Source organism: Rhodoferax koreense (assembly GCF_001955695.1).
Classification (GTDB): Bacteria; Pseudomonadota; Gammaproteobacteria; order Burkholderiales; family Burkholderiaceae_C; genus Rhodoferax_B; species Rhodoferax_B koreensis.
This window is the reverse complement of record NZ_CP019236.1, coordinates 2,540,992-2,565,900: the sequence shown is the minus strand read 5'-3', so window position 1 is coordinate 2,565,900 and position 24,909 is coordinate 2,540,992. Positions and strand designations below refer to the sequence as shown.

Genomic DNA, 24,909 nt, shown 5'->3' with positions numbered 1-24,909 from the left:
GGAAACATGGCGGGCGGCAAATCAGGCCACCCGCCGGTCCGCCAAAGACTTATTTCGCGCCGAGCGGAGGCACGACGGCGGTGACTTCCTGCTTGCCGTTCTTCACTTCGACGATGAAGCTGTCGCGGTCCAGGTCACCCTTTTCGTTGAAGGTGACGTCCATCAGCACGCCGGGCTGCTGCGCCGCGGTGACCTTGAGCGTATGCATGGCATTGGCCACGGCCTTGCGGTCGAACTTGCCGGCCTTTTCGATGGCCGCCTTCAGGATGTACATGCCGGAGTAGCCCTTCATACCGTTGTGGTCGGAGATGGTCTTGTATTCCTTCTCGTACTTGGCGCGGAAGGCGCGCACTGCGGGCAGCGGCGCGTCCACGGTGAGACCGACGTGGCCGATGGCGCCGTTGGCCGCCTCGCCCGCGAGCTCGATCACCTTCTGGCCGGTCAGCGTGGTTTCGCCGACGACGGGCTTGGTCCAGCCCTGCTTGCGCAATTCGCGCAGCAGGCGGGCCGACTCTTCCTCGTTGGTATAGGCGAAGATGCCGTCCGGATTGAGTTGCTTGGCCTTGAGCACGGCGGCGGAGAAGTCGATCTGGCCGGAATCCGTGGAGATTTCGCCCAACACCTTGGTGGCCGACGGCGCCAGCGCCTTCTTCACCGAGTCCAGGCCGCCCTTGCCGAAGTCGTTGTTCACGTAAATGATCGCGATGGTCTTGAGCTTCATGGTGTCGCTCATGTAGCGCGCCACCTTGGGCATGGCCGTGTCCTGCGTGAAGCTGGTGCGGAAGATGTACGGATTGCCCTGCTGCGTGATCGAGGCCGCTTCGCCGCCGGTGAAGTTCGGGATCTCGGCGCGGCGGCTCTCGGCCATGCTGACCATGATCGAGCCGGAGAACACCGGGCCGAAGATGGCGAACACGTCCTGGTCCACGGCCTTCTGCGTCAGGCCCTTGGCCACGCCGGGGTTGCTCTGCGTGTCGTTGGACGAATAGTCGATCTTCTTGCCGAGGATGCCGCCGGCGGCGTTGATTTCCTTCACCGCAAGCATCGCGCCGTTGTTGAAGAAGGTGCCCGACGTGGTGCCGGGACCGGACAGTTCGACGATGCCGGCGATCTTCACGGTTTGTTGTGCAAAACCGGTCAGCGCGCTTGCGGCCAGCGCGCAAGCAGCTATCAATTTAAAAGCAAAGCGTTTTTGCATGGAAGGTCTCCTCAGGGTGGTGAAAAAGTAGGCGGCTTGGCGGATGAAACAGGGGATCAGGCGATCAGGGGCGCTTGATCTCGCCGGCCAATTCGGCGGGATAAATCGATTCGCGGATGAAGGTCGCATCGCGCTTGACCCGCGCCGCGGCATCCGAAAGTCCGAAGAATTCGAGGTACAGGTCGGCCTGCTGGATCATCATCTCGAAACCCGGCTGGGCGTTGAGCCCGCGGGCACGACCGGCCCGCACCCAGGGTGTGGGCTGGTTCTTCATCAGGATGTCCATCATCGCGGCATGCGGCTCGACACGGGCCGCATCGCAGGGCATGGCGTCGGTGGTCTTCAGCCCGAGTGGCGTGGCGTTGATGACCAGGTCGTAACCTGCAGGGTCGTTGCTGGCCGCGGCACTGACGCGCGTGCTGTGGCCGGACAGGCGTTGCGCGAGTTCCTGCGCCTTGCCGGGTGTCGGGTCATAGAAGGCCAGTTCGCTGGCAGCGCCCAGGGCGACCTGCGAGCCGGCGCCGACCAGCGAGGCCCCGATCGCCGCCGCGCCGCCACCCGCGCCGAGCACGAGCACACGCCGGCCGGCATAGACCATGCCGAAATAGTTGAGCGAGGACACCAGCCCCTCGCCGTCGAAAAGGTCCCCTTCGAGTTCGCCTTCGGCGTTCAGGCGTAGCGCGTTCACGGCGCCGGCCACCTGGGCCAGCGGGCCGCAACGCGCGAGCAGCGGCATCACCACCGACTTGTGCGGGATCGTGAGCAGCAAGCCCTTGATGTTGCGCCCGGTGAACACGGTCTTCACGAACGCCGTCACGTCGGCAATGGCCACATGCGCCGGCACTACCACCGCGTTCATGCCCAGGGCGGCGAAGATCAGGTTGAAAGACTCGGGCGCACGCACCTGCTCCACCGGATCACCGAGGATCATGTAGACATCGGTGCGTCCGTCTACCGGGAAAATCTTGGCGGGTGCGGTGCTCATCATTTGATCGCTGATCGGTCATTTAGCTGGTCTGGGGCTGGACTTTAGCCATCCGATACAAATTGACAAAGGATATTCCGAAGGTTTCGTTCGATAATCGATCATATGCGTTCGATAATCGAACGAAGCCGGGGTAACCACCAACTTTCCCCACCCCGCCTGCTGGCAAGAATCCTTCCCATGCTTCCCACTTCCACCAACCCCGCGCTGGACAAACGCGACTGGATCGCCGGCCTCGAGAAGGGCCTGTCCATCATCGAGGCCTTCGACGACGCCAACCCCCGCCTCACGGCCAGCCAGACCGGCCAGCGTTGCGGCATGACCCGCACGGCTGCGCGGCGCTACCTGCTGACGCTGGCCCACCTCGGCTACGTGGCCACCGACGGCAAGCTGTTCTGGCTCACCCCGCGCGTGCTGCGCCTGGGCCAGTCCTACCTTGAATCGGCACGGCTGCCGCGCATCGTCCAGCCGTTTTTGCAGCGTGTCACCGCCGGCACGCAGGAGAACGCCTATGTTTCGGTGCTCGACGGCGACGAGATCGTCTACATCGCCAGGAACGGCGCCAACCGGGCGATGAACACCGGCTACGTGCTCGGCGCCCGCGTGCAGGCCGAGGTCACGGCCTCCGGCCTGCTGCTGCTGGCCCAGCGCGAACCCGAATGGATCGAACAATGGCTGGCCAGCCACACGCTGAAGGCCTTCACCGCCCACACCATCGTCAGCAAGGAGCGGCTGGCGCTGGAACTCGCGCGCATCCGCGCCCAGGGCTGGTCGCTGTCGGAGCAGCAGATGGAGCTGGGTACGCGCGGCATCGCCGTGGGACTGCGCGACCGCCATGGCGATCTGCTCGGCGCGCTGAACGTGACCATGCCGATGGGGCATGAAGCCAGCGAGGATGCGGTGGCGCGGGTGTTGCCGGTGCTCAGGGAAACGGCGCAAGCAATGCGGCAATTGATCTGACGATCCGTCGAAAGTGTCCGGTTCGCCGGTGGCGTGGATAAAAATGCCGCGGTTTTGCTGGCCATAATCGCCGCCATGCCCAGCCCCATCCGCCTCCTGCTCTTCTCCAGCCTCTTCCCCAGCAGCCAGCGCCCGATCCACGGCATCTTCGTCGAGACCCGGCTGCGCGAACTCATGAAGACTGGCCAGGTCGAGGCCAGGGTGGTGGCGCCGGTGCCGTGGTTCCCGTCCACATCGCCGCGTTTCGGTGACTACGCGCTGTTCGCGGCCACGCCGCGTTTCGAGCAACGCAACGGGCTGGAGGTGCACCACCCGCGCTACCTGCTCGCGCCCAAGGTCGGGATGAGCACTGCGCCCTACACCATGGCGCTCGGCGCGCTGGGCACCATCCGCAAACTGCAGCGCGAAGGCTTCGACTTCGACCTCATCGACGCGCACTACTACTACCCCGACGGCGTGGCCGCCGGGCTGCTGGCGAAATGGCTGGGCAAGCCCTTCGTGGTCACGGCGCGCGGCACCGACCTGAACCTGATTCCCGACTACGCCGTGCCGCGCAAGCTCATCCTCGACACGGCCAGAAAGGCCAGCGCTTCGATCGGCGTGGCGAAGGCGCTGATGGACACGCTGCGCGATCTCGGCGGCGAGCCGGAAAAACTCAACACGCTGCGCAACGGCGTGGACCTCGAACGTTTTGCACCGGAGCCGCGCGACGTGGCACGCCAGCGGCTGGGTCTGCCGGTGGACGGACGCCTGCTGCTGTCGGTCGGTCACCTCGTGGAACGCAAGGGCCACCACATCGCCGTGGGCGCCCTGCCCCTGCTGCCGGCCGACGTCCGGCTCGTGATCGCCGGCTCGGGCGAGGAACGCGGCACACTCGAGCGGCAGGCGCAGAAACTCGGCGTGGCCGACCGTGTACGGTTCGCGGGCGTGGTGCCGCAGACCGAGCTCAAATGGTGGTATGCCGCCGCCGATGCCTTGACACTGTGCTCGAGCCGCGAAGGCTGGGCCAACGTGCTGCTCGAAGCCATGGCCTGCGGCACGCCGGTGATTGCCACCAACATCTGGGGCACGCCGGAAGTGGTGAGCACGCCGGACGCCGGTGTGCTCATGCCCGCGCGCAGCGCCGACGGCCTGGCCCAGGGCTGGGCCGCGCTGTTCGCGAATTACCCGGCGCGGGAAGCCACGCGTCGGCATGCGGAGAGTTTCTCCTGGGAGGCCACCACCCAGGGCCAGCTCGACCTGTTCAGGTCCATTCTCTCCACGCGCGCCGCCGCCTGAGACCGGTCCCTAACACGCCGTGCGGGCACGGCCCTTGCATCGATGGATGGGTCAACCCTTTCTCCATCCAAGGACCCGCCCGTGAACATCTCCAAACGCCATTTCGCCCTGTGTCTTGCGTCGGCCGCCTTGCTCGCGGCCGGTGGCGCGCAGGCGCAGAGCGCACTCGACAACGTGTTGAAGACCAAGACGATCCGCATCGCCATCCCCACCGACTACCCGCCCTACGGTTCGGTCGACAAGAACATGGTGCCGCAAGGCCTGGACATCGACATGGCCCAGCTGATCGGCGCCAGACTCGGCGTGAAGGTCGAGCTGCTGCCCGTCACCAGCGCCAACCGCATCCCCTACCTGCAGACCCACAAGGCCGACCTGGTGATCTCCACGCTCGGCAAGAACGCGGAGCGCGAGAAGGTCATCGACTTCACCTCGGCCTATGCCCCGTTCTTCCAGGGCGTGTTCGGCCCGAAGAGCATGAGCATCAAGAGCTTCGCCGACCTGGCCGGCAAGACCGTGGCCACCACGCGCGGCGCGATGGAGGACCAGGAACTCGCCAAGGTGGCGCCAGCCTCGCTCGAGTACCGCCGCTTCGAGGACAACAGTGCCACCATCGCCGCCTTCGTGGCCGGCCAGACCCAGACCATCGCCGCCAGCGGCGCCGTGGCGGCCGAGATGATCGCCAAGAACCCGCAGATCAATGCGGAATTCAAGCTGCTGCTGAAAGACAGCCCGTGTTTCGTCGGCGTGTCCAAGGGCGAGGACGCCCTGAAAGCCAAGGTCAACGAAATCATCGCCGGCGCGAAGAAGGATGGCACGCTCGATGCGATGTCGAAGAAGTGGCTCGGCAAGGTCGCCGGGGACCTGCCGGTTTGATTGGCGCACTCCCAGCTTGGCTGACTTCGCGCAGCCGCCACTCCCTTCGACAAGCTCGGGACAGGCTCCCCGTCTACTCGATGCTGACAAATGAGTCGGGCTGCGGAAATTTTCCCTGCATCCATTCCGGGTTGAGCTGCAGCGCGGCCAGCACGTCCTCGGGCAGGGTTTCCAGCATCTCGGGGCCGGCGGGCGGCATCTCGGCCAGCAGCATCGAGAGGTGGACGATGGCGCCGAGCCGGTTGAACGGCTTGGCCGCGAGCGGATCGGCCGCGGTGTCGAGCGCACGCACGATCTCGGGCGGGAAATTCCAGCGCCGCGCGAGCTCGGCCGTGATCTGGCCTTCGTTGAAGCCGATGACCTGTTTCTCGCGCTCCCAGCGCCCGCCGGGGCGGTGCGGCATCTTCTCGATTTCGACCAGGCTGGCGGGCTGGGCCTGGGCGATGATCAGCTCGCCCAGCCGCACCATCATGGCGGCCAGCCACGCCTGGCTGCCGTCGATGCCGACATGGCCAGCCAACCATTGCGCATAACCCGCGCTCACCATGCAGCTGCGCCAGAATTCGACACGGCTCAGCCCCTCGATCTCGGGAAAGGCATCGCCGAGCGACGCCGCCAGCCCGAGCGTGCGCACCCGGCCCATGCCGACCAGCGCGATGGCGTCGTTCAGCGAGCCCACGCTGCGGCTCAAGCCAAAGCTCGCACTGTTGGCCAGGCGCAGCAGCTTGGCGGTCAAGACCGCGTCCCTGGCGATGATGGCGGCCACCTCCGGCCCGTCGGCCTGTTCGTCGTTGAGCGTGCGGATCAGCGCATGCGCCACCTCCGACATCACGGGCAGCTTGACCGATTGGAAGAATACGGCGATGTCTGGCATGTCGGGTCCTTTCTGGAGTCTCGGGAAACAACGCGGGGCGAAAGCGGTGCGGAAACACCGCGATTCAACACGGCGCCAACGCGATAAGTTGGCTCGATTCGATCCCATTCTGAACGATTGAGCAGAAAGTCGGCGACCCGTCCCCAAGGTCGCCAGGGTTGGCGATTGGTTACCATGCAAGTCGCGCGCCAAGCCGGCAGATTCCGCTCCACCGAAGCCGCCGCGGCGACCCCATCCATCCGAGGAAACCTGCTTTGATTTCAGCGCTCATTTTCGATTGCGACGGCACCCTGGTCGACAGCGAGGACATTGGCATCGCCGCCATGCACGCCCATGCCCTGCCCTACGGCCTGACGCTCACGCTGGACGACGTCGCCACCGACTTCCGCGGCAAGAGCATGGCCCGCAACGTGGCCGAACTCGCGCGGCATTCCGCCCGGCCTTTTCCCGACGACTTCACCGCCACCGCGCGCGAGGCCATGGCCCATCGCTTTCGCCGTGAGCTCAAGCCCATGCCCGGCGCACTCGAATTCATCGCGCGCCTCGAACTGCCCTTTTGCGTGGCCACCAACGGCCCGCGCGACAAGACCGAGTTGACCCTGGGCCTGACCGGCCTGCTGCCGTACTTCGAGGGCCGGATCTACTGCGCCTACGAAGTCGGCCACTTCAAGCCCGAGCCGCAGCTGTTCCTGCAGGCCGCGGCCGGACTCGGCGTGGCGCCGGAACACTGCGCGGTGGTGGAAGACAGCGTGCCCGGCATCCAGGCCGGGCTGGCCGCCGGGATGCAGGTGTTTTCGCTGTGCCACCCGGAGACGATTCCGCCGGCGCTGGCGGGCAGGATCACGCAGATCTCGGGGGTGTCGGACCTGAAGGATTTTCTGGGCTGAGGCCGGCCGGAAAAACAGCCGTGAACACCACGTACGGTTCGGCATAGCTGTAGCTCAGCGTGCCGCCGTGGCCTTCGAGCACCTGGTGCGCGATGTACAGCCCGAGGCCCAGGCCCTTGCGCGCGTCCAGTGCGTCGGGCGACTTGCGCTTGAACGGCAGGAACATGTTGGCGGCGAGGGTTTCGTCCAGCGCCTGCCCGGTGTTGCTGACTTCCAGCACCACCATGCCGCCGCGTTCGTGCAACTCGACCAGCACTGGCTCGCCCGGCACGCCATAGCGGCTGGCATTGCTCAGCAGCTTGGCGACGACCTGGCCGATGCGTTCGCCGTCGACCAGCGCCATGAGCTTGCGGGGCATGATCGGCTGGATCTCCATGCCGGGATGGCTGCGGCGGTTTTCAACGAGCATGCCTTCGAGCAGTTTCACCAGATCGACCGGCTGCTTGTTGAAGCTCAGGCCCACCCCGCCGTGCATGCGCGACATGTCGAGCACCTGGGTGACCAAGCGCTGCATGCGGCTGCTCGACGACTGCAGACGCCGGCTGATCTGGCGGTCACCGCTCTCGCCGAGCAGCGTCGCGGTGTCTGCGATCGATTGCAGCGGGTCGCGCAGGTCATGCCCGAGCATCGCCATGAGTTGCGCTCGCGCGCGGCGCAGCTCCGCCATGTGGGCCGCGTCGGCGCGCATCAGTTCGTCCAGCAGCTTCTGCGCGCTATCGATTTCGGTGGCGCTCCAGGGCACGGCCTTGCCGCGCACCGTCTCGCGCCACAGCTCGAACGAGCCGCGCGGTGTGAGGCGCGGGCCCAGCGGACCAATGCGGTATTCCTTCTCGGGCTTGCCTCCCCAATGGATGGTCTCGATCTGCTCCTTGCGCAGCAGCACCAGCCAACTCGGTACTTCCTCGCCGAAAGGCAGCGCGAGCAGCCCGGTCCAGTTCTCCATCTGCAGCGCCAGCGGCTCGGGCATGCCGGCGAGGGAATCCATGTGCAGCAGCCGGCCCGGTATGGCGCCGCTGTCGTTGAGCCACTGCACCAGGGCCGCCGCAACGGGTTGCGCGACGCCACCGAACACCTGGACGTTGCCGCCCTGCGCCAGCAGCAGGCCGGGCGCGTTCAGCGCTGCGCACAAGGCATCGGCCTCGCCCGACAGCGCCTCGATCAGGTCGTCGGCGTGCAGGACACGTTCCACCACGCGCGAGCGCAGGCTCGCGGCCTGGTCGGTCAGCACCGCCTGCTCCTTGGCCAGCGCGCCCTGCAGGTTGGAGGCCAGGATCTGGGCCAGCACGTCACAGGCCATGCGCACCGTGTAGGAGACGCGGCGCGGCTGCATGTGGTGACAGGCGAGCATGCCCCAGAGGCGGCCGCCGATCACGATGGACACGCTCATCGACGCCGCCACGCCCATGTTGCCCAGGTATTCGATGTGGACCGGCGACACGCTGCGCAGCACGCCGTGGCTCATGTCCACCGAAGGGGCATCCGGCCGAGCGCGAGTGACCGGCACCGGACTGGCGCCCACGTCGGCGATCAGCCGCAGCGTGTTGATCACATACAGCCGGCGCGCCTGGGCCGGGATGTCGCTGGCCGGATACCGACGGCCCAGGAAAAGATCGAGCCCGGGTCGCACCGTTTCGGCCACCACATCGCCGCTTTCGTCGTGACGGAAGCGGTAGGCCATCACCCGGTCGAAACCGGTCAGGCTGGCCACCTGCTCCACCGCCGTCGACAACAGCCCCTCGATGCTGTGCTGGCGCTTGAGTTTTTCCATCGCACGGTGCGCGGTGAACGCGAAGCTGGGGGCGGTCGGCTCGGAGCCCAGCCGGCTTTCGAATTCGCAGATCAGGCCGCTCTCCGTGCGGTGCGCCACCACATCGAAGTCGCCGTGCACGCTGTGGATCTCGGTGGCATGCGGAATCACGTCGCCGTCGGCCGCCGACTCACGCGTGCGCTGCAGCAATTCGTGCAGTCCTTCGAATTCGGTGAAATGCGCATGCGACAACATCTCGCCGAGCGCAGGCAGGCCGCCGCCGCCCAGCATGGCCGCGGCGTTGTCGCTGCGATGCGTGAGCACGCCCGCATGATCGAAGGCAAACAACACCCCGTGCGGTTGAATGTGGGCCGGTGTGTGGATCGGCTCGCGGTCGCAGTTTTCCAAAGTCACCGCGTCGAACGGCACCGAGGGGGACTTCACGGGTTCATCCATCACAGGCACCCCGCATCTTCGAAGCGCCGCACCAGCAGCTCGAACGCCGCCACCGCACCGCGACAGGCAGAGCGGCGCTCGCCAGGGGAGACCAGTTGCCCGCGCAAGAGCGCGAGCGTCTCGGGCCAGGGTCGTCCCGTCTCTCCGCGCAGCCGCAGATAGCGCAGGGGATGCGGTGCGAGTCGGGAGTGCAGCCGCCGGTAGAGCACCAACCCGCCAAGCCGGGAACCCTCCAGCACATATGTCGCGCCCCAGCAGAAGGCCGCACTGCCATCGTCGGCGAGCCGCATCGGCGTGGTATCGATCGGCGCCAGCGCTGGTGCGGACAGGGTTGGGCCGTCGTCGATATCCTGCTGCGCCAAGGCCAGGCCCGACAGGTCGCAATCGGTGCGCGTCAGCCACGGGACCAAAGCGCACTGCCAGTCACGCATCACCATGAGGTGTCTCACGTAGTCGGCCAGATCGGCGTGTTCACGCGCCAGCGGAAGGTCGCGGTCGAGCCGATCGTGCAGGCTGCGGGTGGCCGTTCGCAGTTCCTCCACCGCCCCTGCAGATTCAGGAGTCGTCAAGCAGGGCACGGGCAAAGAAATCGTCGTTGGCAAGAAAAGTCCGGAAAGCAAAACTAGTTGAACACCGATCTTACCGATTGACCGCCTTCGCTCGAATGTCTTTTGACATAGCGCCGCCGACACATCCGAGTTCCGGCGGGTCGGGCTCCTACAACAAAACGGGAAAGCGGCGACCGACAAGGTCATGCGATGAAGACGAGAATCATGTTGTCACAACACACATCCAGCAAGGAAACAGGAAGATGACTCCATCGCCACGTTTGCGGCCCGCCATGCGAGGCTTTGCACCCACCGTCCGCATTGGCATGATGGCCCTGGCCGCGTTGGCCGCGGGCTACAGCGGCGCGGCCAGTGCCGAACCGCAATCGGTTTCGGTTTACGTGGAAGCGGGCCAGAGCGCGAAAAGCGATGGCCGTGACACGACCGTCGGCACGATCGGCCTGCGCATACCCACGCCGGCCACGTTCTGGGGCGGCAGCGTCTCCCTGGCCGTCGATGCCTATTTGAGCCAGTGGAAAACCGACGCCTTCGCCAACAACGAAACCCGCTTCACCCAGGTCGGACTGGTGCCGATGTTCCGCTACCGCCCCGACGCAGGCCAGTCGCCGTGGTTCGTCGAAGGCGGTATCGGTGTGTCCTACTTGGACGGCACCTACCATCGGGGCAACCAGGCCTTCGGCTCGCGCTGGAATTTCAGCGACCACCTCGGCGTCGGCCGCAGCTTCGGGGCCGATCGGCGCCAAGAGCTCGGCGTCTACCTGAAACATGTCTCCAACGCCGGCCTGGAAGGCCCGAACCCGGGCGAAACCTTCTACCAGTTGCGTTACAGCTACCGTTTCTGAGTCTGCGTTCCGACATCGGCTCATACGCGGCCGGTGGCGTGCAAAATCGGCGGTATCCACTCGCCGACCGACCATGCCGCCTCGCATCACAGTCCAGGAATTCGGCCGCCTTCCGGGCGGCCGCGTCGTTTCCGAATACACGCTCGACAACGGCCGAGGTTTGCGCCTGAGCGCCATGCAGTACGGCGGCATCGTGACCGAGCTGCAGGTGCCGGACCGCGAAGGCCGCAACGGCAACGTGGTGCTCGGCTTGCCCAGCCTAGTCGACTACCTGGAGCGCAACCCGCATTTCGGCACCATCGTCGGCCGCTACGGCAACCGCATCGCGGGCGGCCGTTTCCAGCTCGACGGCGAGACCTTCCAGCTGCCGTTGAACGACGGGCCCAACGCACTGCACGGCGGCCCACGCGGCTTCGGCGCCCAGTGGTGGGACATCGCGCCCGTCGAGGCCGACGCCGATGGCCGCATCGGGCTGGAACTCACGCGCACCAGCGCCGACGGCGAGGAAGCCTATCCCGGCCGCCTCGGCCTCACCGTGCGCTACAGCCTGGGGTTGGACCAGAGCTGGCGCATCGACTACCGCGCCGAGACCGACCGGCCCACGGTGCTCAACCTCACGCACCACGACTACTTCAACCTCGCCGGCGGCGGATCGGTCCTGGACCACGAGCTCCAGCTTTTCGCCGGCCGCTACACCCCGGTGGACGCGACGCTGATCCCCACCGGCATCGCCGACGTGGCGGGCACGCCCTTCGACTTTCGCCAGCCCAGGCGGATCGGCGAGCGCATCCGCGAGCCGCACGAGCAACTCGTGCGCGCACGCGGCTACGACCACAACTGGGTGCTCGACCGAACGGCGGGTGATGCCGGCCTGGCGCGGGCCGCACGGCTTTCGCATGCCGCGTCGGGCCGGGTCATGGAGGTATTCACCACCGAGCCCGGCGTGCAGTTCTATTCAGGCAACTTCCTCGACGGCACGCTGGTGGGCCGCTCGGGCCAGGCCGTGCGCCAGGGCGATGGCCTGTGCCTGGAAACGCAGCATTTCCCGGACTCCCCGAACCGGCCCGAATTTCCTTCCACGGTGCTGCGCCCGGGCCAGGTATTCGAGAGCAGCACCGTGCACCGGTTCAGCACCTGCTGACATCCCGGCGGGCGCCCCACCATTTTTTCAGCCCGCGAAACGCGACGCGGCGAGGCCGGGGCTGTCAACGCGCACGGCGAACAAGCCGCCGGCCAACGGCTCGGCCGCGCGCTGCGCCGGCGTGAGGCCGCTGGCGGCGCTGGTGATGAACAGCGTGCACAGGTCGGCGCCGCCAAACGCGCAGTTGGTGATGTGGCGGGTCGGCAGCGCCACGCGGCAGAGTTCGGCCGCGCTCAGCGGGTCGTGGCAGCTCACGCAGGCGCCGCCCCAATGCGCGATCCAGATGCGGCCGGCGGCATCGGTGGTCATGCCGTCGGGCAGGCCGTCGCCCTCGGCCAGACGCAGCCACTGCCGCCTGTTCGACAGCGTGCCGCTGGCCGCGTCGAAATCGTAGGCCAGGACCTGCCCGCCCACGGTGTCGTTGAGGTAGAGGGTGCCACCGTCGGCCGACCAGGTCGGCCCGTTGGTCACGGCAATGCCGTGTTCGTGGCGGCTGCAGCGGCCGTCGGCATCGTAGCGGTAGAGCGCGCCGCTGGGCGCCTCGCACGCAAAGTCCATGGTGCCGCCCCAGAAGCGGCCCTGCCCATCGCACTTGCCATCGTTGAAGCGGTTGCCGGGTTGGTCGGCTTCGGGCTGGTGCAGGTAGCGCGGGGCAGCGTCTGGCAAGTCCGGATCGAACAGCGCGAAGCCGCGCCGCAGTGTCACGAGCAGGCCCGGCCCGGCCTCGCGCTCAGCCACGGCCGAGATTTCCTCGTCGAAGGCCCAGCGCTGGCGAGCGCCATCCGGGGTCCAGCGGTACAGCCGCTTCTCGAGGATGTCCACCCAGTACAGCGCCTGTCGGCGTACCGACCAGAGAGCGCCCTCACCCAGCGTCGCGCTCGCGGGCCAGAGGCACTCGGGCGCGCAGAGGATGCAGGGTGCGGGTAATCGCTGCGGCGCGGCGGCGGGATGGTTCATGGCATGTCTCCGGAAGGCCCCACGGTCGCTGGCTTGGCCACGCGGGCGCTTGACTCGGCGCATCGTATCAGGGCATATTGATATAAGAAATACAAAATTTTCTTATTGACTAATATTAATATTGCAATACATCCATCTCAACGGAGACCAACTTGAACCCCAACCGCCCCCCTCTTTCCCAGAACTCCGTCCACCCCAGCCTGCGCGACCGCACGGTGTTCATCACCGGCGGCGGCAGCGGCATCGGCGCGGCGATCGTCTCGGCCTTCGCGGCGCAAGGGTCGCGCGTGGCTTTCATCGACATCGCCGAGGAAGCCAGCCGCCGGCTCGCGCAGCAGCTCGTCGAGGCCGGGCATCCCAAGCCCTGGTGGCGCCCCTGCGACGTGCGCGACATCGGCGCACTGCAGGCCACCATCCGCGACGCGGCGGCCGAACTCGGCGACTTCGCGGTGCTGGTCAACAACGTGGCCAGCGACGACCGCCACACGCTCGAATCGGTCACGCCGGCCTACTATGACGAACGCATGGCGATCAACGAGCGCCCGGCGCTGTTCGCGATCCAGTCGGTGGTGCCGGGCATGCAGCGCCTGGGTTTCGGCGCCGTGGTCAACCTCGGCTCCACCGGCTGGCAGGGCAAGGGCTCGGGCTACCCGTGCTACGCCATCGCGAAGTCGTCGGTCAACGGCCTCACGCGCGGCTTGGCCAAGAGCCTCGGCCAGGACCGCATCCGCATCAACACCGTGTCGCCGGGCTGGGTGATGACGGAACGCCAGGTCAAGCTGTGGCTGGATGCCAAGGGCGAGGAGGACCTCCAGCGCAACCAGTGCCTGCCCGACAAGCTGATGCCCGAGGACATCGCGCGCATGGTGCTGTTCCTGGCCTCGGACGACGGCGCCATGTGCACGGCGCAGGAGTTCACGGTGGACGCCGGCTGGGTGTGAGGCGCGGCTTGCCAGGGTCGCATCAGTCCGCGGTGTCCAGCCGCCGGTTGTAGATCGACAGGCTGGCCGTCTTCAGCGCCTTCATCATCACCTTGGCGGCGGGCGAGAGCAGCCGGTCGGTCCGCGTGATGATGCCGAACGCGTCCATGTGGCACGGCATCTCCAGCGGCAGCAGCGCCACGATGCCGTGGGCCGCGTAGTAGCGCGCAACGTCGCTGGCCAGCACCGCGATCATGTCGCTCTGCTGCAGCATGCGGGTGATGAAGAGCAGCGCCGAGGTCTCGACCGTGTCGATCGGCGGCGCCAGGCCCTCCTGCTGGAACATCAGGTCGAAACGGTGGCGCAGCACGCTGCCCGACGGCGGCACGATCCAGCCCGCACCGACCACGTCGCGCAGCGTCAGGCCCGACATGCCCAGCATCGGATGGCCGGGCCGCACCAGCGCACACACCGGCTCCTCGGTCAGCGCCTCGTAACGCAATTGCGATTTGTCGTGCTCGGCGAACAGCCGCGCCACCAGGATGTCGAGCTTGCCCTGTTCCATGCGCTCCAGCAGCACGGGACTGGTCTCGATTTCCAGCGACACCCGCAGGTTGGGCTGCTCACGCTTGACCATGGCCACGGCCGACGGCAGCAGCACGAGGCCAGGCGAGGTGATCGCGCCCACGTTCACCTGGCCGAAGCTGCCGGCCTTGAGCGCCGTCAGTTCGTCGTGCGCCTGGTTCAGCGCGCCCAGCGCCACTCGCGCATGGCGGATCATGGTCTCGCCGTACCAGGTCGGCCGCATGCCGCGCGGCAGGCGCTCGAACAGCGGCACCTCGAGCACATCTTCCAGGTCCTTGAGCAGCTTGGAGGCGGCCGGTTGCGTCATGTTGAGCACCTGGGCCGCGCGGTGGATGTTGCCCTCTTCGGCCAAAGCAACCAGCAACAGGAGTTGACGTGTTTTCAGCCGGGCACGGATGAACCAGTGCATGTAGGTCGTCATGGGGTTTTCCAGAATCCTTCGATTGATATCTATTTTGTCGAAAAAATGATTGGATTGATATCAAATTCATTTCTAGACTGGGATCATTCCAAAAAGAGACAGGGCCAGCGCGCGGTGAAACACGGCGAGATTCAACAGAACGTTCGGCAATACATCAACGGCCGCTGGGAAACCGGCGCGACGACGGGTGTGAGCGTGAACCCGTCCGACACCAGCGAGGTCGTGGCCGAATACGCGCGCGGCGACCGTCATCAGGCCGAGCTCGCCATCCGCGCCGCGGCCGCCGCCCTGCCCCATTGGGCGCGCAGCACGCCCCAGCGCCGTGCCGACGTGCTCGACCAGATCGGCAACGAAATCATCCGCCGCAAGGACGCGCTGGGCCTGCTGCTGGCGCGCGAGGAGGGCAAGCCGATGCCCGAGGCCGTGAAGGAAGCCGAGCGTGCGGGCCAGATCTTCCGGTTCTATGCCGGCGAGGCGCTGCGCCACGGCCGGGGTGAAGGGGCAGTCGGTGCAAGCGGTGTCGGCCTGCCTTCGCTGCACGCCGGCGTGCAGGTCGACGTGTCGTTCGAACCCGTGGGCGTGGTCGGCTTGATCACGCCGTGGAACTTTCCCCTCGCGATTCCCGCCGCCCGGATCGCGCCAGCGCTGGCCTACGGCAACACCGTGGTCTTCAAGCCGGCCGAGCTGGTGCCGGCCTGCGGCTGGGCGCTGGCCGAGATCATCAGCCGCGCCGCCCTGCCCGCAGGCACTTTCAACCTGGTGATGGGCAGCGGGCGGGAGATCGGCCAGGCCCTGGCCGGCAGCGCCCAGGTGGATGCCATCAGCTTCACCGGTTCGGCGGCGGCCGGCGCGCAACTGCAACAGGCGGCCACACGCCGCACGCGGCTGCAGCTGGAGACGGGCGGCAAGAACGCGCTGGTGGTGCTGGCCGACGCCGATCTCGAGCGGGCGGTGGATTGCGCCGTGCAGGGTGCCTACTTCTCGGCGGGCCAGCGCAGCACCGCGTCGAGCCGGCTGATCGTCGAAGCCAAGGTACACGACGCCTTCGTCGGCCGGCTGCGCCAGCGGCTCGGCCAGCTGTCGATCGGCCATGCGCTCGAGCCCGGCACCGACATCGGGCCGGTGGCCGACGGCGCCCAGCTCGAACGCAACCTCGAAACCGTGGCCCAGGCGCGCGAGGACGGCGCCGAGCACGTCTGGGGTGGCGAGCGCATGGCGCGGCCGAGCCCGGGGCACTACATGCGTCCGGCGCTGTTCCTGGCCCGCCCCTCCCACCGCATTGCGCGCGAGGAAACCTTCGGCCCGATCGCCTGTGTGCTGCGCGCCGAAGACTACGAGGACGCGCTGGCCCTGGCCAACGAATCCCCCCTCGGCCTGTGCGCCGGCATCTGCACGAATTCGCTGAAGCACGCGATGCATTTCCGCCGCCATGCCGAAGTCGGCATGACCATGGTCAACCTGCCGACCGCCGGTGCGGACGACCACACCGCCTTTGGCGGCCACCGCCGCCTGGGTGGCGCCAGGCGCGAGCCGGGGCGCCGCGCCTCCGACTTCTATGCCACCGTCAAGACCGGCTACATGCAGGCCTGAATCGCCCCTCCCCAAAACACTTCATCCACAACAGAAGGAGACCGAAATGAACACCAACCTGAACCGACGCCAACTCGGCGCCGCCATGGCCGCCGCCTCCCTGGCCGGCCTGTTGCCGGCCCACGTGCTGGCGCAGAAGAAGATCGTGCTGGGTTTCGCCCAGGTCGGCGCCGAAAGCGAATGGCGCACCGCCAACACCGAGTCGATCAAATCGGCCGCCAAGGACGCCGGCATCGAGCTCAAGTTCTCCGACGCGCAGCAGAAGCAGGAAAACCAGATCAAGGCCATCCGTTCCTACATCGCCCAGAAGGTGGACGTGATCGCGTTCTCGCCGGTGGTCGAGTCGGGCTGGGAAACCGTGTTGCGCGAAGCCAAGGCGGCGAAGATCCCGGTGGTGCTGACCGACCGTGCCGTCAACACCAAGGACGACACGCTCTACGTGACCTTCATGGGCTCGGACTTCGTCGAGGAAGGCCGCAAGGCCGGCCGCTGGCTCGTCGACAAGATGAAGGACAACAAGGGCGAGGTGAACATCGTGGAACTGCAGGGCACGGTGGGCTCGGCCCCGGCGATCGACCGCAAGAAGGGTTTCGAGGAAATCATCAAGGCCGACCCGAAGTTCAAGATCATCCGTTCGCAGACCGGCGACTTCACGCGCGCCAAGGGCAAGGAGGTGATGGAAGCCTTCCTCAAGGCCGAAGGCAAGAAGATCAACGTGCTGTATGCGCACAACGACGACATGGCCATCGGCGCCATCCAGGCCATCGAGGAAGCCGGCATGAAGCCGGCCAAGGACATCACGATCATCTCGGTGGACGGGGTCAAGGGCGCCTTCGAGGCCATGATGGCCGGCAAGCTCAACGTCACCGTCGAATGCAGCCCGCTGCTCGGGCCGCAGCTCATGAGCGCGGTCAAGGACATCAAGGCCGGCAAGGCGCTGCCCAAGCGCATCATCACCGAAGAGGGCATCTTCCCCATGGAAGTGGCCGCCGCCGAATTCCCCAAGCGCAAGTACTGATGTTGTCCCCTTCCCTCGCCCTCGGCCATCTCCCGGAGACCCTTTCCATGAAACGCACCCTGCTTAAATCCGCGCTCGCCAGCCTGGCCCTGGCCGCACTCGGCGTCGCGCCGCTCGCCCATGCCCAGGACAAGGGCACCATCGGCATTTCCATGCCCACCAAATCCTCGGCCCGCTGGATCGCCGACGGCGACAACATGGTCAAGGTGCTGAAGGAGCGCGGCTACAAGACCGACCTGCAATACGCCGACGACGACATCCCCAACCAACTCGCGCAGATCGAGAACATGGTCACCAAGGGCGTGAAGGTGCTGGTGATCGCCTCCATCGACGGCACCACGCTGTCCAAGGTGCTGCAGAACGCAGCCGACAAGGGCATCAAGGTGATCGCCTACGACCGGCTGATCAAGGGTTCGAAGAACGTGGACTACTACGCCACCTTCGACAACTTCCAGGTCGGCGTGCTGCAGGCCAGCACGATCGTGGACAAGCTCGGTCTCAAGCAAGGCAAGGGCCCGTTCAACATCGAACTCTTCGGCGGCTCGCCGGACGACAACAACGCCTTCTTCTTCTACGACGGCGCGATGAGCGTGCTCAAGCCCTACATCGACAGCGGCAAGCTGGTGGTGCGCAGCAAGCAGATGGGCATGGAAAAGGTGGGTACCCTGCGCTGGGATGGCGCCACGGCGCAGGCGCGCATGGACAACCTGCTGTCGGCCTTCTACACCAAGGACAAGGTCGATGCCGTGCTGTCGCCCTACGACGGCATCTCCATCGGCATCCTGTCCTCGCTCAAGGGCGTGGGCTACTGCACCAAGGCCCAGCCCTGCCCCGTGGTGAGCGGCCAGGACGCGGAAGTGCCCTCCATCAAGTCCATCCTGCGCGGCGAGCAGTACTCGACCATCTTCAAGGACACGCGCGAGCTGGCCAAGGTCACCGCCAACATGGTGGACGCGGAACTCTCGGGCAAGAAGCCCGAGGTCAACGACACCAAGACCTACAACAACGGCATCAAGGTGGTACCGGCCTACCTGCTCAAGCCGGTGGCCGTGGACGCTTCGAACTGGCAGCCGATCCTGATCGGCAGCGGCTACTACAAAGAATCGCAGATCAAGTGAATTGCCCCCCAGGTCGCGCACTTCGTGTCGCTCCCACCCCCTTGCAGGGGGCAACACCAGCGGCCTGGCAGAGCCAGTTCCGCGGTGTTTCTGGAAGTAGACCGCAGACCCCTTTCGTTACCTGAATGAACCGAGGAATATCGTTGGACACCATCCTGGAGATGCACGACATCCGCAAGACCTTCCCCGGCGTGGTGGCGCTGAACAAGGTGAACCTGCGGGTGCGTGCGGGTGAAATCCATGCGCTGGTGGGCGAGAACGGCGCGGGCAAGTCGACGCTGATGAAAGTGCTGTCGGGCGTGTACCCGCACGGCGAATACAGTGGCGAAATCCACTACCTCGGGCAGGCGCAGCGCTTCGGTGGCATCCACGACAGCGAACGGCAGGGCATCATCATCATCCACCAGGAGTTGGCCCTGGTGCCGCTGCTGTCGATCGCCGAGAACATCTTCCTCGGCAACGAGACCGCGCGCCATGGCGTGATCGACTGGATGGAGGCGCACAGCCAGACCCAGGCCTTGCTGAAGAAGGTCGGGTTGAAGGAATCGCCCGACACGCTCATCACCAACATCGGCGTGGGCAAGCAGCAACTGGTGGAGATCGCCAAGGCGCTGTCGAAGAAGGTGAAGCTGCTGATCCTCGACGAGCCCACGGCCAGCCTGAACGAAACCGACAGCGACGCGTTGTTGATGCTGCTGCTGGAACTCAAGGCCCAGGGCATCGCCTGCATCCTGATCTCGCACAAGCTCAACGAGATTGCCAAGGTGGCCGACGCCATCACCATCCTGCGCGATGGCAGCACGGTGGAGACGCTGGACTGCCGCGCGCAGGCCATCAGCGAAGACCGCGTGATCCGCGGCATGGTGGGCCGCGACATGGCCGACCGTTACCCGAAGCGCACGCCGCAGATCGGCGAGACGGTGTTCGAGCTGCGCGGCTGGCGCGCCTTCCATCCGCAGCACGCCGAGCGCGAAGTCGTCAAGGGCATCGACCTCACGGTCCGGCGCGGCGAGATCGTCGGTATCGCCGGACTCATGGGCGCGGGCCGCACCGAGCTGGCGATGAGCGTCTTCGGCCGATCATGGGGCCAGCGCATCAGCGGCCAGGCCCTGCTGCACGGCCAGGAAATCGACGTCTCCACGGTGCAGAAAGCCGTGGCCCACGGCCTGGCCTATGTGACGGAAGACCGCAAGGGCAACGGCCTGGTCCTGAGCGAAGACATTCAGTGGAACACCTCGCTGGCGAACCTGCCCGGCGTGTCCCACCGGGGTGTGATCGACGATGGCCGCGAGTTCGCGGTGGCCGAGGGCTTCCGCAAGAAGATGCGCACGCGCTGCTCCGGCGTGGACCAGAAGGTGGTCAACCTTTCCGGCGGCAACCAGCAGAAGGTGGTGCTGAGCAAATGGCTGTTCACCAACCCCGAGGTGCTGATCCTGGACGAACCCACCCGCGGCATCGACGTGGGGGCGAAGTTCGAGATCTACACGCTGATCGCGCAGCTGGCCGCCGAAGGCAAGTGCGTGATCGTGATCTCGTCGGAGATGCCGGAGCTGCTGGGCCTGTCGGACCGCATTTATGTGATGAACGAAGGGCGCTTCGTGGCCGAGATGCCGGTCGCCGACGCCAGCCAGGAAAAGATCATGCGCGCCATCGTCGGCGCCAAGTGAACCAGAACCTCGATCCATGGACACCACAACAACCAATCCTGCGGCGCCTGCCGCGTCCGCCGCGCCCTCCGGCCTGAGCTTCGTCAAGAGCAACCTGCGCGAATACGGCATGCTGCTGTCGCTGGTGGCGATCATGGGCTTCTTCCAGTTCATGACCGACGGCACGCTGATGCAGCCGCTGAACCTGACCAATCTGGTGCTGCAGAACAGCTACATCGTCATCATGGCGCTGGGCATGCTGCTGGTGATCGTGGCCGGCCACATCGACCTGTCGGTCGGCTCCATCGTCGGCTTCATCGGCGCGGTGGCGGCCGTGCTGATGGTCAACTACAACTGGCACTACCTGCCCACCGCCATCGTCTGCCTGGCCGCCGGCGGACTGATCGGCGCCATGCAGGGCTACTTCATCGCCTTCTTCCGCATTCCGTCCTTCATCGTCACCCTGGCGGGCATGCTGGTGTTCCGCGGCCTGGCGCTGGCATTGCTGCAAGGCCAATCGATCGGGCCGTTCCCCGACACCTTCCAGATGCTCAGCTCGGGCTTCATCCCGGACCTGTTCGGCTCGGACGGCCTGCGCCTGACCTCGCTGCTGCTCGGCGTGCTGGTGGCCCTGGCCCTGGTGGTGGCCGGCATCCGCAACCGTGCGAACCAGCAGCGACACGGGGTGACCGGCGAGCCCACGGCCTTCTTCTGGGGCAAGATGGTGATCTTCTCGGCCCTGCTGATCACCTTCAGCTACCTGCTGGCCTCCTACAAGGGCCTGCCCAATGTGCTGATCGTGATGGCGCTGCTGATCGCGGTGTTCGACTTCGTCACCAGCCGCACCACGCTGGGCCGCCGCGTCTATGCCCTGGGCGGCAACGAAAAGGCCGCCAAGCTGTCCGGCATCAAGACCGAGCGCCTGGCCTTCTACACCTTCATCAACATGGGCGTGCTGGCCGCGCTGGCCGGGCTCGTCTTCGCCGCGCGGCTCAACACGGCCACGCCCAAGGGCGGGCTGGGTTTCGAGCTGGACGTGATCGCCGCCTGCTTCATCGGCGGCGCCTCGGCCTCCGGCGGCGTGGGCAAGGTGATGGGTGCCGTCATCGGCGCCTTCATCATGGGCGTGATGAACAACGGCATGTCCATCATGGGCATCGGCATCGACTACCAGCAGATCATCAAGGGCCTGGTGCTGCTGGCCGCCGTGTTCGTGGACGTCTACAACAAGCGCAAGGCATGAGTTCCACCGCCGCCCGGCCCATGCTGGAACTCACGGGCATCCACAAGTCTTTCGCCGGTATTCCGGTGCTGCAGGATGTGCAGCTGCGGCTCTACCCCGGCGAGATCCACGCGCTCATGGGGCAGAACGGCGCGGGCAAGTCCACGCTGATCAAGGTGCTGACGGGCGTGCTCGCCTCCAGTGGCGGCGAGATGCGGCTCGATGGCCAGGCCATCCGCCCCGGGTCGCCGCTCGAGGCGCAGCAGCTCGGCATCAGCACGGTATACCAGGAGGTCAACCTCTGCCCCAACCTGTCGGTGGCCGAGAACGTATTCGCCGGTCGTTACCCACGCTGCGGTCTTGCGCAAGGCTATCGCATCGACTGGGCGGCGGTGAACCGCCAGGCCGCTGAACTGCTCGCGCGCATCGGCCTGGACATCGATGTGACACGTCAACTCGCGACCTATCCGGTGGCCGTGCAGCAGCTGGTGGCGATCGCACGCGCGCTGGGTGTGTCGGCCAAGGTGCTGATCCTCGACGAGCCGACTTCCAGCCTCGACGACGAGGAGGTGAACAAGCTGTTCGAGGTGCTGCGCCGGCTGCGCGCCGAAGGCCTGGCCATCGTCTTCGTCACCCATTTCCTGAACCAGGTCTATGCGGTGTCGGACCGCATCACGGTGCTGCGCAATGGCCAGTGGGTCGGCGAATGGCGCGCCAGCGAACTCGGCGCACCGGCGCTGATCGCAGCGATGCTGGGCCGCGAACTGGCGGCGCAGTCGGCCCGGCCGGCAGCCCTGCCCAAATTCGACGACACGGCCAACGCCCTGCTGCAGACCGAGGGCCTGGCCCAGGCCGGCCAGCTGCAGCCGCTGGATCTGCGTGTGCGCGCGGGCGAGATCGTCGGCCTGGCCGGCCTGCTGGGCGCGGGCCGCACGGAGATCGCGCGGCTGCTGTTCGGCATGGAGGCGCCCGACCGCGGCGTGATCCGGATCGACGGCCAGACGGTGCGCTTCGCGAGTCCCGCCGATGCGATCCGCCACGGCCTCGCCTTGTGCCCGGAGGAACGCAAGACCGACGGCATCGTCGCCGAGCTCTCGGTGCGCGAGAACATCGCGCTCGCCCTGCAGGCACGCATGGGCACGCGGCGTTTCCTGTCGCATGCCGAGCAGACGGCGCTGGCCGAGCGTTTCGTCGCCGCGCTGGGCATCAAGACCGCCAGCATCGAGACACCGATCGGCCTGCTCTCCGGCGGCAACCAGCAAAAGGCCATGATCGCGCGCTGGCTCGCCACCGAGCCGCGGCTGCTGATCCTCGACGAGCCGACCCGCGGCATCGACGTCGCGGCCAAGCAGGAGATCATGGAGCAGATCCTGCGCCTGGCCCAGGCCGGCATGGCGGTGATCTTCATCTCGTCCGAGATGAGCGAGGTGGTGCGCGTGGCCCACCGCATCGTGGTGCTGCGGGATCGCCAGAAGGTGGGCGAGCTGCCGGGCGGCTCGACCGAGGACGAGGTCTTCGACATGATTGCAGCGGCATGAACCCGACCAACGGCAACCCGCTGGCGCGGGCGATGCGCCACCGCCTCACCTGGCCCCTCATCACGCTGCTGTCGCTGCTGGTCCTCAACACCGCCTTCAACACGAGCTTCCTGCACATCGAATGGCGCGATGGCCACCTCTACGGCAGCCTGATCGACATCCTGAACCGCGCCGCACCGCTGGTGCTGGTGTCGCTGGGCATGACGCTGGTGATCGCCACGCGCGGCATCGACATCTCGGTGGGCGCGGTGGTGGCCATTGCCGCGGCCACGGCGGCCTGGATGATCGGCGGCGCGGTATCGGGCAACGTGAGCCGCTTCCCGTTGCCGCTGGCCATTGTTGCGGCGCTGGTCATTGCGCTCGTCTGCGGCCTGTGGAACGGCCTGCTGGTGGCCCGTGTGGGGATGCAGCCCATCATCGCCACGCTGATCCTGATGGTGGCCGGCCGCGGCATCGCGCAGCTCATCACCAACGGGCAGATCATCACCATCTACTACAAGCCGTATTTCTTCCTCGGCAGCGGCTCGCTGCTCGGCCTGCCGTTTTCGCTGTTCATCGTGGCCGGCGTGTTCGCGCTGCTCTACCTGGCGATCACGCGCACGGCACTCGGCCTGTTCATCCAGGCGGTCGGCATCAACCCCACGGCGGCCCGCGTGGCCGGTGTGCAATCGCGGCGGCTGGTGCTGGGCGCCTATGCATTCTGCGGCCTGTGCGCGGGCATTGCCGGTCTGCTGATCAGTTCCAACGTGAAAAGCGCCGACGGCAACAACGCCGGCCAACTGCTGGAGCTCGACGCCATCCTGGCCGTGACGCTGGGTGGCACCGCACTCACCGGCGGGCGCTTCAGCCTGGTCGGCAGCGTGATCGGCGCCCTCATCATCCAGACCCTCACCTACGCCATCTATTCGCTCGGCGTGCCCCCCGAGATCAACCTCGTGGTGAAGGCGGTGGTGGTGTTCGTGGTGATGTTGATGCAGTCGCCGGAATTCCGCGCCGAGCTGCGGTCTCTGGTGCAGCGGCCTGCGCCTGAGGGAGCGAAAGCATGAGCGCCGTGATCGAAGCCGCGCCGTCGCCCCAACCCGCTTCCTCACACGCGAAAGGGGGCCAAAGGCTGAACCCCAAATACCTGCCGCTCACGGCCACCATCTCGCTGTTCGTGCTGATGGCCACGCTGGGCTCGGTGGCCTACGACGGCTTCTTCTCCGCGCAGGTGTTCCTGAACCTGCTGATCGACAACGCCTTCCTCATCGTCGTCGCGGTGGGCATGACCTTCGTGATCCTCTCGGGCGGCATCGACCTCTCGGTCGGCTCGGTGATCGCGCTCACCACCATGGTCTCGGCGGCGCTGGTCGAGAAACACGGCTGGAGCCCGGCGCTGGTGATCCCGCTGGTGCTGGTCATGGGCACGGCCTTCGGGGCCTTCATGGGTCTCCTGATCGAGCGCTTCCGGCTGCAGCCCTTCATCGTCACGCTGGCCGGCATGTTCCTGGCGCGCGGCCTGTGTTACCTCATCAGCATCGACTCGATCAGCATCACCAACGATTTCTACAACGCCGTCTCCCAGGGCCGCATTCCCATCTGGGGCGAGGCCTCGCTGTCGATCAGCGCGGTGATCGCCATCGCGGTGGTGCTCGCCGCGGTGTTCATCGCGCACTGCACGCCCTTCGGCCGCGCGGTCTACGCCATCGGCGGCAGCGAACAGTCGGCCATGCTGATGGGCCTGCCGGTGCGCCGCACGCTGATCGGCGTCTACACGCTGTCGGGCTTCTGCTCGGCGCTGGCCGGCGTGATCTTCACCTTCTACATGCTCTCCGGCTACGGCTTGCATGCCGTCGGCCTGGAGCTCGACGCCATCGCCGCGGTGGTGATCGGCGGCACGCTGCTCACCGGCGGCGTGGGCTACGTGGCCGGCACGCTGTTCGGCGTGCTGATGCTGGGCCTGATCCAGACGCTGATCTCCTTCGACGGCTCGCTGAGTTCGTGGTGGACCCGCATCGTGGTCGGCGCCCTGCTCTTCGTGTTCTGCCTGCTGCAACGTTTCTTCACCTCGCGTGCCCCGCGCCGCTGACCCCTTTTCCCCATAA

General features: G+C 66.5%; 22 protein-coding genes. 15 read left to right on the top strand and 7 right to left on the bottom strand.

The annotated features are described in order from the left end of the window. Positions 1–49: 49 nt before the first annotated feature. A complete protein-coding gene (locus RD110_RS12125) occupies positions 50–1,198 on the bottom strand; it encodes an ABC transporter substrate-binding protein (RefSeq protein ID WP_076199733.1) in 1,149 nt (382 codons plus the stop codon). 64 nt (positions 1,199–1,262) lie between these two features. Next, positions 1,263–2,183, bottom strand: coding sequence for a shikimate dehydrogenase family protein (locus RD110_RS12120; RefSeq protein ID WP_076204846.1), 921 nt, complete (start codon positions 2,181–2,183; stop codon positions 1,263–1,265). 180 nt (positions 2,184–2,363) lie between these two features. Between RD110_RS12120 and RD110_RS12115 the strand changes: the two genes are divergently transcribed. The 3 genes from RD110_RS12115 (at position 2,364) to RD110_RS12105 (ending at position 5,294) form a co-directional block, all read left to right on the top strand. Beyond that, complete coding sequence (locus tag RD110_RS12115) at positions 2,364–3,143, top strand: IclR family transcriptional regulator domain-containing protein (protein ID WP_076199732.1); 780 nt, start codon at positions 2,364–2,366, stop codon at positions 3,141–3,143. A 75-nt stretch (positions 3,144–3,218) separates the two neighbouring features. Next, entirely contained in the window at positions 3,219–4,421 is a 1,203-nt protein-coding gene (locus RD110_RS12110; protein ID WP_083686237.1) for a glycosyltransferase family 4 protein, read from the top strand. A 42-nt stretch (positions 4,422–4,463) separates the two neighbouring features. After that, the gene (locus tag RD110_RS12105) at positions 4,464–5,294 is read left to right on the top strand and encodes a transporter substrate-binding domain-containing protein (protein ID WP_076199731.1); all 831 of its coding nucleotides are present in this window, start codon (positions 4,464–4,466) and stop codon (positions 5,292–5,294) included. 73 nt (positions 5,295–5,367) lie between these two features. Here RD110_RS12105 and RD110_RS12100 read toward each other — a convergent pair whose 3' ends face one another. Then, positions 5,368–6,168 carry an HDOD domain-containing protein gene (locus RD110_RS12100; RefSeq protein ID WP_076199730.1) on the bottom strand — a complete coding sequence of 267 codons (801 nt, stop codon included), beginning with the start codon at positions 6,166–6,168 and terminating at the stop codon, positions 5,368–5,370. A gap of 254 nt (positions 6,169–6,422) precedes the next feature. Between RD110_RS12100 and RD110_RS12095 the strand changes: the two genes are divergently transcribed. Next, complete coding sequence (locus tag RD110_RS12095; RefSeq protein ID WP_083686236.1) at positions 6,423–7,055, top strand: HAD family hydrolase; 633 nt, start codon at positions 6,423–6,425, stop codon at positions 7,053–7,055. Here the strand turns inward: RD110_RS12095 and RD110_RS12090 are convergent. Next, positions 7,009–9,246, bottom strand: a complete 2,238-nt coding sequence (locus tag RD110_RS12090) for an ATP-binding protein (RefSeq protein WP_239467222.1) — start codon at positions 9,244–9,246, stop codon at positions 7,009–7,011. The genes RD110_RS12095 and RD110_RS12090 overlap by 47 nt on opposite strands. Positions 9,247–9,257: 11 nt before the next feature. Further along, positions 9,258–9,827 carry a biliverdin-producing heme oxygenase gene (locus RD110_RS12085; RefSeq protein ID WP_076199728.1) on the bottom strand — a complete coding sequence of 190 codons (570 nt, stop codon included), beginning with the start codon at positions 9,825–9,827 and terminating at the stop codon, positions 9,258–9,260. 305 nt (positions 9,828–10,132) lie between these two features. On the opposite strand from RD110_RS12085, the gene RD110_RS12080 reads away from it, so the two are divergent. Then, positions 10,133–10,669 (top strand): acyloxyacyl hydrolase, encoded by a 537-nt coding sequence (locus RD110_RS12080; RefSeq protein WP_162277355.1) that lies wholly within the window; start codon positions 10,133–10,135, stop codon positions 10,667–10,669. A gap of 73 nt (positions 10,670–10,742) precedes the next feature. Then, positions 10,743–11,810 (top strand): aldose epimerase family protein, encoded by a 1,068-nt coding sequence (locus tag RD110_RS12075; RefSeq protein WP_076199726.1) that lies wholly within the window; start codon positions 10,743–10,745, stop codon positions 11,808–11,810. A gap of 27 nt (positions 11,811–11,837) precedes the next feature. On the opposite strand, the gene RD110_RS12070 is transcribed toward RD110_RS12075, so the two are convergent. Then, on the bottom strand, positions 11,838–12,767 hold the full coding sequence (locus RD110_RS12070) for an SMP-30/gluconolactonase/LRE family protein (RefSeq protein ID WP_076199725.1): 930 nt from the start codon (positions 12,765–12,767) through the stop codon (positions 11,838–11,840). 152 nt (positions 12,768–12,919) lie between these two features. Between RD110_RS12070 and RD110_RS12065 the strand changes: the two genes are divergently transcribed. After that, positions 12,920–13,708, top strand: a complete 789-nt coding sequence (locus tag RD110_RS12065; RefSeq protein WP_204250057.1) for an SDR family NAD(P)-dependent oxidoreductase — start codon at positions 12,920–12,922, stop codon at positions 13,706–13,708. Between the two features lie 22 nt (positions 13,709–13,730). Here RD110_RS12065 and RD110_RS12060 read toward each other — a convergent pair whose 3' ends face one another. Next, complete coding sequence (locus tag RD110_RS12060) at positions 13,731–14,693, bottom strand: LysR family transcriptional regulator (protein WP_076199723.1); 963 nt, start codon at positions 14,691–14,693, stop codon at positions 13,731–13,733. 114 nt (positions 14,694–14,807) lie between these two features. Between RD110_RS12060 and RD110_RS12055 the strand changes: the two genes are divergently transcribed. The 8 genes from RD110_RS12055 to yjfF all read left to right on the top strand — a co-directional run bounded on the left by RD110_RS12055 (position 14,808) and on the right by yjfF (position 24,893). Further along, positions 14,808–16,283: an aldehyde dehydrogenase family protein gene (locus RD110_RS12055; protein ID WP_076199722.1), complete on the top strand. Its 1,476-nt coding sequence runs from the start codon at positions 14,808–14,810 to the stop codon at positions 16,281–16,283. 46 nt (positions 16,284–16,329) lie between these two features. Beyond that, positions 16,330–17,301 carry an ABC transporter substrate-binding protein gene (locus RD110_RS12050; RefSeq protein ID WP_076199721.1) on the top strand — a complete coding sequence of 324 codons (972 nt, stop codon included), beginning with the start codon at positions 16,330–16,332 and terminating at the stop codon, positions 17,299–17,301. 47 nt (positions 17,302–17,348) lie between these two features. Continuing rightward, positions 17,349–18,419 carry a multiple monosaccharide ABC transporter substrate-binding protein gene (gene chvE, locus RD110_RS12045; protein ID WP_076199720.1) on the top strand — a complete coding sequence of 357 codons (1,071 nt, stop codon included), beginning with the start codon at positions 17,349–17,351 and terminating at the stop codon, positions 18,417–18,419. Between the two features lie 161 nt (positions 18,420–18,580). Next, complete coding sequence (mmsA, locus tag RD110_RS12040) at positions 18,581–20,086, top strand: multiple monosaccharide ABC transporter ATP-binding protein (protein ID WP_239467276.1); 1,506 nt, start codon at positions 18,581–18,583, stop codon at positions 20,084–20,086. A 16-nt stretch (positions 20,087–20,102) separates the two neighbouring features. Then, the gene (gene mmsB / locus RD110_RS12035; RefSeq protein ID WP_076199718.1) at positions 20,103–21,308 is read left to right on the top strand and encodes a multiple monosaccharide ABC transporter permease; all 1,206 of its coding nucleotides are present in this window, start codon (positions 20,103–20,105) and stop codon (positions 21,306–21,308) included. Beyond that, positions 21,305–22,825: a sugar ABC transporter ATP-binding protein gene (locus RD110_RS12030; RefSeq protein ID WP_076199717.1), complete on the top strand. Its 1,521-nt coding sequence runs from the start codon at positions 21,305–21,307 to the stop codon at positions 22,823–22,825. Before mmsB ends, RD110_RS12030 begins: the two co-directional genes overlap by 4 nt. Next, positions 22,822–23,871, top strand: coding sequence for an ABC transporter permease (locus RD110_RS12025; RefSeq protein WP_076199716.1), 1,050 nt, complete (start codon positions 22,822–22,824; stop codon positions 23,869–23,871). The genes RD110_RS12030 and RD110_RS12025 overlap by 4 nt, the downstream gene beginning before the upstream one ends. After that, positions 23,868–24,893 (top strand): galactofuranose ABC transporter, permease protein YjfF, encoded by a 1,026-nt coding sequence (yjfF, locus tag RD110_RS12020; RefSeq protein ID WP_076199715.1) that lies wholly within the window; start codon positions 23,868–23,870, stop codon positions 24,891–24,893. The genes RD110_RS12025 and yjfF overlap by 4 nt, the downstream gene beginning before the upstream one ends. Positions 24,894–24,909 lie beyond the last annotated feature (16 nt).